The following is an 11491-nucleotide window of genomic DNA, read 5'->3' on the forward strand; positions in this document are numbered from 1 at the left end:
AACCCGATCCCGACCCGCCGATGCAAACCAATCTCAGCGAAGCAAGCAAGGCCCTCGCCCGGGCCGACGAAGCGGAAGCGATCCTGCGCGCGTGCGTGCACTGCGGCTTCTGCAATGCGACCTGCCCGACCTATCAGGTGCTCGGCAACGAGCTCGACGGGCCGCGCGGCCGCATCTACCTGATCAAGCAGTTGCTCGAAGGCGAGCCGTGCGGCGAACGCACGCAACGGCATCTCGACCGCTGCCTGACGTGCCGCAACTGCGAGACGACCTGCCCGTCCGGCGTGCGCTATCACACGCTGCTCGACATCGGTCGCGCGGAAGCCGAAAAGCGCGTGCAACGGCCGGCGCGCGAACGCCTGCTGCGCGCCGGGTTGCGTCACGTGGTGCCGCGCCCGGCCACGTTCGCCGCGCTGCTGAAGGCCGGCCGCGCGCTGCGCCCGCTGCTGCCCGGCACGCTGCGGGACAAGATCCCGGCCGCCGTGCCCGCCGCCGCGCCGCGCCCGGCCGTGCGTCATGCACGGCGCGTGCTGATGCTCGAGGGCTGCGTGCAGCCGTCGCTGTCGCCGAACACCAATGCGGCTGCCGCGCGCGTGCTCGACCGGCTCGGCATCAGCGTGAGCCCCGCGCGCGAAGCCGGCTGCTGCGGCGCGACCGAATATCACCTGAACGCGCAGGATGCGGGCCTTCAGCGCGCGCGCCGCAACATCGACGCATGGTGGCCCGCGATCGAGGCCGGTGCGGAGGCGATCGTGCTGACCGCGAGCGGCTGCGGCGCGTTCGTGAAGGAATACGGCGACCTGCTGCGCTCCGACCCCGTCTATGCGGAGAAGGCGCGGCGCGTCAGCGCGCTCGCGCGCGATCTGGCCGAAGTGATCGCGGCCGAGCCGCTCGACGCACTCGCCGATGCGACGCCACGGCGCGTCGCGGTCCATTGCCCGTGCACGCTGCAGCACGCGCAGCGCCTCGGCGGTGCGGTCGAGCGCATCCTGACGCGGCTGGGCTTCGATCTGACGAATGTCGCCGACGGCCATCTGTGCTGCGGCTCGGCCGGCACGTATGCGCTGACGCAACCCGACCTCGCGACGACACTACGCGACAACAAGCTCGATGCGCTCGAAGCGGCGCAGCCGGACCTGATTGTCACCGCCAACGTCGGCTGCCAGACTCATCTGAACGGCGCGGGCCGCACGCCCGTGCGCCACTGGATCGAGCTCGTCGACAACCGGCTGGTCACCTGACCGCCGCTTCCGGAGGAAACCCATGCAAACGAAACCCGAACTCGAACTGGCCGATGCCGAGCGCATGCTCGCCGCGGCGCGCGCGGAAGCGGAACGCCACGGCTGGGCCGTGTCGATCGCCGTCGTCGACGACGGCGGCCACCTGCTCGCGTTCGCTCGACTGAACGGCGCATCGCCGGCCAGCAGCGCCCTCGCGCAGGACAAGGCCCGCGCGGCGGCGCTCGGCCGTCGCGAGACGAAGGCGTATGAGGATATGATCAACGGTGGCCGCACCGCGTTTCTGAGCGCGCCGCTGACGGGCTTGCTCGAAGGCGGCGTGCCGGTCACGGTCGGCGGCCGGATTGCAGGCGCGATCGGTGTGTCTGGCGTAAAGTCCGAACAGGACGCGCAGATCGCCCGCGCCGGTACACAGAGCGTCGCGGAATAACCAGCCAAACCGCGCGCATTTTCCCCGGGAGGATTCACGATGATCGACCAAGCAGGACTGCAAGTCGCGCCAGCGCTGAGCCAGTTCATTGAAAACGAAGCGCTGCCGGGCACCGGCATCGACAAGGCCGCGTTCTGGAGCGGTTTCTCGGCCCTGGTGCACGACCTCGCGCCGCGCAACCGCGAGCTGCTCGCCGAACGCGACCGCCTGCAGCAGGAACTCGACGCGTGGCATCGCGCGCACCCCGGCCCGGTTCGCGACCATGCCGCGTATCGCGCATTCCTCGAACGAATCGGCTACCTCGTGCCGGTCCCGTCGAACGTCGCGGCAGCCACCGCGAACGTCGACAGCGAGATCGCCACGCAGGCCGGCCCGCAGCTCGTCGTGCCGCTGTCGAACGCACGCTATGCGCTGAACGCCGCGAACGCGCGCTGGGGCAGCCTGTACGACGCGCTGTACGGCACCGACGCACTACCCGAAGACGGCGGCGCCGAACGCACGTCGGCCTACAACCCGACGCGCGGCCAGCGCGTGATCGACTACGCGCGCAACGTGCTCGACACCGCGGCGCCGCTCGCGAGCGGCTCGCACCGCGACGCGCTGCGCTACCGCGTGCAGGACGGCCAGCTCGCGGTCGAAACCGCGCAGGGCAACGTCGCGCTCGCGCAGCCCGCGCAGTTCGTCGGCTACCAGGGCGCGGCCGATGCGCCGTCCGCGATCCTGCTGAAGCACAACGGCCTGCACCTCGAGATCCAGATCGACGCGTCGACGCCGATCGGCCGCGCCGACCTCGCGAACGTGAAGGACGTCGTGCTCGAAGCCGCGGTCAGCACGATCATCGACTGCGAGGATTCGGTCGCGGCGGTCGACGCCGACGACAAGGTCCAGCTCTACCGCAACTGGCTCGGCCTGATGCAGGGCACGCTGGTCGAGGAAGTCGCGAAGGGCGGCAAGACCTTCACGCGCCGCCTGAACGCCGATCGCGAGTACACGACGCCCGCCGGCGGCACGCTGTCGCTGCATGGCCGCTCGCTGCTGTTCGTGCGCAACGTCGGCCACCTGATGACCAACGGCGCGGTGCTCGACCGCGACGGCAACGAGATTCCGGAAGGGATTCTCGACGGCGTCGTCACGGTGCTGTGCGCGCTGCACGACCTGAAGGCGAAGCGCAATTCGCGCACGGGCTCGATCTACATCGTGAAGCCGAAGATGCACGGCCCGGTGGAAGTCGCGTTCGCCGACACGCTGTTCGCGCGCATCGAGGATCTGTACGGCCTGCCGCGCAACACGCTGAAGATGGGCATCATGGACGAGGAGCGCCGCACCAGCGTGAACCTCGCCGCATGTATCGCCGCCGCCGCCGCGCGCGTGGCGTTCATCAACACCGGCTTCCTCGACCGCACCGGCGACGAGATGCACACCGCGATGGAAGCGGGCCCGATGATCCGCAAGGGCGACATGAAGTCGTCGGCGTGGATCCAGTCGTACGAGCGCAACAACGTGCTCGCGGGCCTGTCGGCCGGCCTGCGCGGCCGCGCGCAGATCGGCAAGGGCATGTGGGCGATGCCGGACCTGATGCATGCGATGCTCGAGCAGAAGATCGCGCATCCGCGCGCCGGCGCGAACACCGCATGGGTGCCGTCGCCGACCGCCGCGACGCTGCACGCGCTGCACTACCACCTCGTCGACGTGCAGGCCGTCCAGCAGGAACTCGAGAAGACGCCGTACGCGAGCGAGCGCGACGCACTGCTCGAAGGGTTGCTGACCGTGCCGGTCGTCGAGCGTGCCGCGTGGAGCGAGGCGGAAATCCTGAGCGAGGTCGAGAACAACGCGCAGGGCATCCTCGGCTACGTCGTGCGCTGGGTCGAACAGGGCGTCGGCTGCTCGAAGGTGCCGGACATCCACGACGTCGGCCTGATGGAAGATCGCGCGACGCTGCGCATTTCGAGCCAACACATCGCGAACTGGCTGCGCCACGGCGTGATCACCGAGGCATTCGTGCTCGACGTGTTCAAGCGGATGGCGCGCGTCGTCGACCAGCAGAACGCCGGCGATCCGAACTATCGCCCGATGGCGCCCGGCTACGACCAGTCGACCGCGTTCCAGGCCGCGTGCGCGCTCGCGCTGCAAGGTACGTCGCAGCCGAGCGGTTATACCGAGCCGCTGCTGCATCAGTTCCGGCTCGCGTTCAAGGCGCAACAGCGCGGCGCATGAACCTGCGCATGCGGGTTCGTCCCGCATGCCGGGCGCCGGCCGTACGCCGGCCTCGCGAAACGGGCAGCCTCGCGGCTGCCCGTTTTCATATTCGCGTTCAGCCGAGCGTTGAAACCGATAATCGGCGCCTGTCGCCGGCCCACCATTAATCCGCCGGTATCCGCAACCGTCGGCGCGACCTCCCCGCTCCCCCGCGAAGCCTTGCGCCGCAACGCTGCGCCCGATATTGGCAAGCCCGGGATTACACCGTAATTTGACCCCGATCAACAGGATGCAACATTTTCCGCGCACGCAAACACGCGCGTTATACTCCGTGGAATTCGCATCACGCAATTCGTCAGATCGTCGAATTGCAGTCAATGTTTACCTGTGAATATAGGGTTTATCCGGTCGCGATTGTCGATAATCGGCGGCCGTTTTTTCCGCTGAACGAAAGGCTGGCACGGGCAGAGGGCTGCGCACCGGATCGCCACCGGTAGTCATACGAACAATCGCATCGACCCGCCGCCCGGCGACGATGCCCCCGATCCACGGACCATGGCCGAAACCGACTACGCAATGCCCAGCGAATCCGGCCTGACGAGCCGTGTCGCCGCTCATCTGCGCCGGTTCCTGCTGCCGCACCTGATCTTCTATACGGGGCTGCTGATCGCGCTGATCCTGCTGCTCCTGTGCGGAATCGTGCTGTACGAAGGCCGCATCGACGCGCGCGACCGTTCGCGCAGCATGCAGCAGAATCTCGCGCTGATGGCGTCGTGGGACATCGAACGCAACATCGAGATCTATTCGCTGTCGCTGCAGGCGGTCGTCGAAGGCGCGAACGACCCCGACGTCACCAAGCTGCCGATGCCGCTGCGCCGCCAGGTGCTGTTCGACCGCGCGACGACGGCCAAGTACCTCGGCGGCATCTACGTGCTCGACGCAAAGGGCGACATCGCGGTCGACGGCAAGAGCGACGTGCCGCGCAAGGCCAACTTCGCGAACGAACCGTACTTCACCGTGCCCCGCGACCACCCCGAGATCGGCCTGTACGTGAGCCCCCCGTATCATTCGCGGCTGCGCGGCGGCTCGCCGAGCATCGCGCTCAGCCGGCGAATCACGCGGCCCGACGGGTCGTTCGGCGGCGTCGCGGTGATGTCGATCCGGCTCGAATATTTCCAGAATCTGTTCTCGCGCCTGTCGCTCGGCGATCGCGGCTCGGTTGCCCTGATCAACACGGACGGCAAGATGGTCGCGCGCGAGCCCTACGACCCCAGGATTGTCGGCCGCGACATCAGTCGCGCGAGCACGTTCCGGCATTTCATGACCGCCAGCGAAGGGAGCTTCGCCGATACCGCGTCGATCGACGGCGTGCGACGCCTGTACGTGTTCCGGCACCTCGACGGCCTGCCGCTGATCGTCATGGTCGCGCGCTCGGAAGCGGACACCTACGCCGCGTGGTACGACCGTGCGATCCCGATCGGCTCCGCGATGGTCGTGCTCGCGATCGGCTTCGTCGGCCTGTCGCTGCTGCTCGACGTGCAATTGCGCAAGCGTCATCGCGCGGAAACCGAGCTGCAGGCGCTCGCGCGCACCGACGGCCTGACGGGCCTCGACAACCGCCGGATGCTCGACGTCACGCTCGCGCGCGAATGGCGGCGTGCCGCGCGCTCGCAACATGCGCTGTCGCTGCTGTTCATCGACGTCGATTACTTCAAGCGCTACAACGACACGCAGGGCCACCAGGCCGGCGACGACGCCCTCGCCGCGGTCGGCCACTGCATCGCCGGCTGCCTGCGCCGCCCGGCCGACTATGCGGCGCGCTATGGCGGCGAGGAATTCGTCGTGGTGCTGCCGGACATCGACTCGGACGGCGCGGTGACGATCGCCGAAACGATCCGCACGGGCGTCCTCGATCTCGGCATCCGCCACGACGCCGGCACGGTCGGCCGGCTGACGGTGAGCATCGGCGTGACGACCAGCTATCCCGAACGCGACGACAACATCCAGGCCGCGCTGAAGCTGGCCGACGATGCGCTGTACCGGGCGAAGGAAGGCGGGCGCAACCGCATCGTCGTGCAGGCGGCCACGCCGCCCGACGAACGCCAGTCGCGGCGGGCCTGAGCGTACGGGCAGCGGCGGGGCCGCCGCCGTCCGCAGGCAAAATCACCGACAATATCGGCTCGATACGCCACCGCGCCACCGCGCGGCCGACGTCCCCGGCCGGGCCGCGCCTGGCTGGCCGCGCCTGGCCAGCCGCACCACGGCCGCGCCGGTTCGCGGCCGCTTCGCACCACCATGAGACTCAAGGCAAAGATCTTCCTTCTGGCCATCGTGCCGTTCCTGCTCGCGATCGCCGGCATCGGCTTCGGCGTGCGCCAGCAGGCGACGTCGCTTGCGCGCACGCAGCACGCGACGATCCAGGCCGCGTACCTGTCGAGCAAGGAAGTCGAGCTGAAACACTACGTCGAGCTCGCGACGAGCGCGATCATGCCGCTCTACGACGCGAGCGGCCGCAATGCGCGCGACGACGCGCTGCTGCGTACGCAGGCGCTCGCGATGCTGCAGAAGATGGATTTCGGCCCGGACGGCTATTTCTTCGTGTATGACCTGCACGGCAATTCGCTGATGCATCCGCGCGAGCCCGAACGCGTCGGCCACAACTTCTGGTCGATGCGCGACCCGCAGGGCGCGCTGACCATCCAGAAGCTGATCGGCGCGGCGTCGCAGGGCGGCGGCTATGTGCGCTACGCATGGCAGCGGCCGTCGACGGGCCGCGTCGCGCCGAAGCTCGGCTACGTCGTCGCGCTCGAGCGCTGGGGCTGGATGGTCGGCACCGGCATCTATCTCGACGACGTCGACACCGCGCTGCAGCGCATCGACGCGCGCGCGTCCGCGAACATCGAGCGCACGATGAGCTGGCTCACCGCGATCGCGCTCACCGGCGCGGCGGCGATCGCCGTGTGCGCGCTGGTGCTGAACGTCAGCGAGTCGCGCAGCGCCGACGCGAAACTCAAGCAGCTCGCGCAGCGCGTCGTCGAATCGCAGGAGCAGGAGCGCGCGCGGCTGTCCCGCGAACTGCACGACGGGATCAGCCAGATGATGGTGTCCGCGAAGCTGATGCTCGAATCCGCGCTCGCGCGCTTCGAGCGCGGCACGTCGCGCGTGCCCGAAGCCGAGCAGGCGCTCGCGTCGGGTGTCGGGCGGCTCGGCGATACGCTGCGCGAAGTCCGGCGCATCTCGCATGCGCTGCGGCCGTCGATGCTCGACGATCTCGGCCTCGCGGCCGCGCTCGAGCAACTCGTGCGCGAGCTCGGCGCCGAGAGCGGCATCGACATCGGCTATACGCAGGTCGCGCACAGCGGCACGCAGCCCTTGCCCGAAGCCGTCAACACCGCGCTGTTCCGGATCGCGCAGGAAGCGCTGAGCAACATCGTGCATCATGCGCGGGCGTCGCGCGCGGCCGTCACGCTCGACGTCGGCGCGCAAACCGTCACGCTGACCATTGCCGACAACGGCTGCGGCTTCGACGCCGAACGCTCGCAGGCCGACGCGCGCCGCGGCATCGGCCTGCGCAACATGCGCGAGCGCCTCGACGCGCTCGGCGGCACGCTGACGATCACGTCGCAAGTGGGCCACACGATCGTCGCCGCACGCGTGCCGCTGCGCAGCGCGGCGTGACGACGCGCCCCATTACAGGAGACCTTTCACGCATGAGCGCCCCCGATACCGCCCGGCCCGCCGCCCGACTGCTGCTCGTCGACGACCACCCGCTCGTACGCGACGGCTTGCGGATGCGGCTCGAAGCGGCCGATCTGTCGGTGGTCGGCGAGGCCGGCAACGCGGACGAGGCGCTCGCGCTCGCCGCGTCGCTCGAACCCGATCTCGCGCTGATGGACGTCGGCATGAACGGCATGAACGGCATCACGCTCGCCGGCGTATTCCACGAGCGCTTTCCGGGCATTCGCGTGCTGATGCTGTCGATGCACGACAACATCGAGTACGTGACGCAGGCGGTGCGTGCCGGCGCGAGCGGCTATCTGCTGAAGGATTCGCCCGCGAGCGAGATCGTCCGCGCGATCGGCGCCGTGCTGGCCGGGCAGACGTTCTTCAGCGAAGGGCTGGCCGCGCGCATGATCCAGGCGAGCGCGACCGCGTCGCCGCTGGACCGGTTGACGCCGCGCGAGCGCGACATCCTCGACGCGCTGGCCGAGGGGCTGTCGAGCAAGCAGATCGCGCAACAGACGGGGCTGTCGGTGCGCACGGTCGAGACGCACCGGCTCAACCTGAAGCGCAAGCTGGAGATCGAAGGGCAGGCCGAGCTGATCAAGTTCGCGGTCGAGCATCGGCGGCGGTAGGCACGCCTGTCGAACCGATCCGCCGCGACCCGCCCGCGCGCCTTCTCATTCCGGCTCCGGCCGTGAAGACGTCACGCACGACACGGCCGCTTGCTGCGCCTTTTCACGTCGCATCGTCAACATCAGCGCGATCACCATACTGAGGATTCCGGAACACAGGATCGCGAGCGAAAACCCGTGCGCCATCGCATCCCGATACGCGCCGAGCATGTCGGGCCGCCCGGCCGCGAGCACGTGCTCCATCACGGCCTGCCGCGCAAGCGTATCCGCGTGCGCACCGCCCGCCGCGTGCATCGCGGCCGTCATCCGGTGCAACGCGCCGACGCTCATCATGCTGCCGAGCACCGCGATGCCCAGGCTCATCCCGGTCTGGCGCAATGCGTTCATCGTCGCCGACGCCATGCCCGCGCGCTCGGCCGGCGCCAGTTCCATCACGGTCATGCCGGTCGCCGGCACCGCGAGCCCCATGCCGACGCCGAGCAGCGCCAGCACCACGCCGACCGCCGCGTAGGGGGTTGTCGCACCGAAGCCGGCCATGATCGCGAGCATCGTGCCGATCAGCCCGTACCCGGCCACCATCAGCGTATGCAGCGGCATGCGTGCCGCGATGCGCCCGAACAGCATCGACGTGATCGCCGTCATCACGAACTGCGGCATCAGTTGCCAGCCGGCCGCGGCGGGCGCACGACCCTGCGCCTGCTGCAGGAACAGCGACAGGAAGAACAGGCTGCTGTACCCGGAGAACCCGAGCACGAACGACGCGAGATTCGCGCGCACCAGCCGCCGGTCGCGAAACAGCCACACCGGCAGCAGCGGCCGCTCGACCCGCGTTTCGACCCGGACGAAGACGACGAACGCCACCGCGGCGCCCGCCAGCGGCGCCAGCACCTTCACCTGCGACACACCGGCTTGGCCGATCCCGATCAGCCCGTAGGTCAGCAACCCGAGCCACACCACGCTCAGCGCCTGCCCGAACGGATCGAACGCCGCATGCGCCGGATGCCGGCGCTCCGGAATGCCCCAGGCTCCGAGCAGCACGGCCACGATGCCGATCGGCACGTTGACGAGGAAGATGTCCTGCCATCCGCCATGCTCGACGAGCAGGCCGCCCAGCAGCGGCCCGAGGATCAGCGCGAGCGCACTGAACGCCGACCAGCCACCGATCACGCGGGCGCGTTCGCGCGCATCGGGAAACGCATGCGTGAGGATCGGCATCGCGCCGGGAATCAGCAACGCGCCGGCGAGCCCCTGGATCGCGCGGCCGGCCAGCAGCGGCCCGATCCGGCCCGCGCACGCACAGACGATCGAACCGGCCGTGAACAGGATCACGCTCGCGAGCCACACGCGCTTGTGACCGTAGCGGTCGCCGAGCGGGCCGGCCGACAGCATGAACGCGGACAGCGCGAGCGCGTACGCATTGACGACCCACTGCAGGCCGCCGATATCGGTATCGAGCGCCGTCTGCAGCGTCGGCAACGCGACGTTGACGATGCTGATGTCGAGCGTGGCGAGAAAGGTGCCGAGACAGGCGGCCAGGACGAGTGCGGCGCGACGGTAGCGAGACATGGCGGTCGACCCGCGACGGGCCCATTGATGAGAATGATTCTCATCTTATATATCGACTGACCGTCGGTCAATGGATCATGTTGGCCGTAAACGGGGGCGCTGGCCTAAACTGCGGGCTTTGCATGAACGGGCGTCGAGCCGCGCGATGACGGACAGGACCAAGGCAGGGATCAGGACAGTGAAAGACGACGCGCCGGCGGGCAAGCCGCGCACGAAGCCGGCGGAAGTCCGCCTCGATGAACTGATGGCCGCGGCCGAGACGCTGTTCCTCGCGCAGGGCGTCGAAGCGACCACCATCAGCGAGATCGTCGAGCACGCGCAGGTCGCGAAGGGCACGTTCTATCACTACTTCGAATCGAAGACCGACATGCTCGCGGCGCTCGCGCAGCGCTACACCGCATCGTTCCTCGACCAGTTGCAGCAGGCGGTGGACGCGTGCGACGCCGACGACTGGCTCGCGCGCCTGCGCGCATGGATCCGCGCCAGCATCGACATCTACGCCGCAACCTATCGCACGCACGACATCGTCTACACGAACCATCACCACCACGATCGCGAGAATGCCGACAAGAACGCGATCCTCGAGCAGCTCGGCGCGATTCTCGACGGCGGCGCCCGGGCCGGCACGTGGCGGCTCGCGCACCCGCAGGTCACCGCGCTGCTGATCTATGCCGGTGTGCACGGCGCGACCGATCACATCATCGCGGCGCCGCAAACGGATCGCGCCGCGTTCGTCGATGCGGTGGTCGACGATTGCCTGCGGATGCTCGGCGTCGGCGCATGACGCGCGGCCGACGCGCCGCGATGAAAAAAGGGCGCCCGGGGGCGCCCTTCGTCCATCCAGACCGCAGCCTTGCAGCGGTCGTCAGTTGGTCCGCGAATTGTGCTTCTGCAGATACGCGATCAGGCCGTCGATCCCGCCCGTCGCGAGCTGGCTCTTGAACTGGCCCTGGTAGACCTGGATCAGCCACGCACCCGACATGTCGATGTCGTAGATCTTCCAGTCGTTGCCGACCTTGCCGAGACGATAGCCGACCGACTGGCTGTCGCCCGGCGTCGTCACCGTCGACTGCACCAGCGCATCGGCGCCCGACGCGCCGCCGGCCTTGAACGAGAACTTCGCGTCCTGGCCGCCGAGCTGCGCGAGCGACGCGGCATAGGTGCGCGTCATCAGCAACCGGAACTGCTTGTACAGCTCCTGCTGCTGTTGCGGCGTGGCCTGCTTCCACGCGTCGCCGACCGCGATGCGGGTCGTGCGCTCGAAGTTGGTCGCGGGCAGGAAGCGCTGCTCGACGACCTGCGTGACCTTCGCCATGTCACCGCCGCGCGCGGCCGGATCGGCCTTCATCGCGTTGACGGTGCCCTCGACCGCCGTGCGGACGATATCGACCGGCGCGCTCTGCGCGAAAGCGGAAACCGACACGGCGGCCGCCGCGACGAAAGCAAACAGATGACGTTTCATACGAATTTCGCACTCGATGGGAAAAAACGGCCGGCTCTTTGCATCGGCCGGTGGAGCAAAGTATACCGGGCCTGACGCCCCGCTGCCGCCCGGTGACCGACTGTTACCTTTCAGCGCCGTTTGTCACAGGCGGCGCGGCGGCGTGGCGGCGCAGCGCCGCGTCGATTATGTAAATATCCCCATACAAATGGACCGGCCGCGCGATCCGATTCCAACGTCGCGAGCAAATATCCTTCCCGCCCCG

General features: G+C 68.7%; 9 protein-coding genes. 7 read left to right on the forward strand and 2 right to left on the reverse strand.

Annotated features, from left to right (window positions below; translation table 11 throughout):
- Positions 1–20 precede the first annotated feature (20 nt).
- From glcF to DFS13_RS17190, 6 genes are all read left to right on the forward strand, one after another.
- Positions 21–1241: a glycolate oxidase subunit GlcF gene (gene glcF, locus DFS13_RS17165; RefSeq protein WP_048988872.1), complete on the forward strand. Its 1221-nt coding sequence runs from the start codon at positions 21–23 to the stop codon at positions 1239–1241.
- A 22-nt stretch (positions 1242–1263) separates the two neighbouring features.
- A complete protein-coding gene (locus DFS13_RS17170; RefSeq protein ID WP_111441911.1) occupies positions 1264–1668 on the forward strand; it encodes a heme-binding protein in 405 nt (134 codons plus the stop codon).
- Between the two features lie 39 nt (positions 1669–1707).
- Entirely contained in the window at positions 1708–3882 is a 2175-nt protein-coding gene (locus tag DFS13_RS17175) for a malate synthase G (protein ID WP_048988876.1), read from the forward strand.
- A 537-nt stretch (positions 3883–4419) separates the two neighbouring features.
- Complete coding sequence (locus DFS13_RS17180) at positions 4420–5985, forward strand: sensor domain-containing diguanylate cyclase (RefSeq protein WP_006494277.1); 1566 nt, start codon at positions 4420–4422, stop codon at positions 5983–5985.
- Between the two features lie 174 nt (positions 5986–6159).
- Positions 6160–7542: a cache domain-containing protein gene (locus DFS13_RS17185; RefSeq protein WP_006496242.1), complete on the forward strand. Its 1383-nt coding sequence runs from the start codon at positions 6160–6162 to the stop codon at positions 7540–7542.
- A 32-nt stretch (positions 7543–7574) separates the two neighbouring features.
- The gene (locus DFS13_RS17190; protein ID WP_006485936.1) at positions 7575–8219 is read left to right on the forward strand and encodes a response regulator transcription factor; all 645 of its coding nucleotides are present in this window, start codon (positions 7575–7577) and stop codon (positions 8217–8219) included.
- Between the two features lie 45 nt (positions 8220–8264).
- Here the strand turns inward: DFS13_RS17190 and DFS13_RS17195 are convergent, their stop codons facing one another.
- Complete coding sequence (locus tag DFS13_RS17195; protein ID WP_062910156.1) at positions 8265–9785, reverse strand: MFS transporter; 1521 nt, start codon at positions 9783–9785, stop codon at positions 8265–8267.
- Positions 9786–9930: 145 nt separating this feature from the next.
- On the opposite strand from DFS13_RS17195, the gene DFS13_RS17200 reads away from it, so the two are divergent.
- Entirely contained in the window at positions 9931–10569 is a 639-nt protein-coding gene (locus DFS13_RS17200) for a TetR/AcrR family transcriptional regulator (protein WP_111441912.1), read from the forward strand.
- An 81-nt stretch (positions 10570–10650) separates the two neighbouring features.
- Here DFS13_RS17200 and DFS13_RS17205 read toward each other — a convergent pair whose 3' ends face one another.
- Positions 10651–11247 carry a phospholipid-binding protein MlaC gene (locus DFS13_RS17205; RefSeq protein ID WP_006485934.1) on the reverse strand — a complete coding sequence of 199 codons (597 nt, stop codon included), beginning with the start codon at positions 11245–11247 and terminating at the stop codon, positions 10651–10653.
- Positions 11248–11491: the final 244 nt, after the last annotated feature.

Origin of the sequence: Burkholderia sp. 28_3 (assembly GCF_003253915.1) — a bacterium.
Taxonomy (GTDB): domain Bacteria; phylum Pseudomonadota; class Gammaproteobacteria; order Burkholderiales; family Burkholderiaceae; genus Burkholderia; species Burkholderia cenocepacia.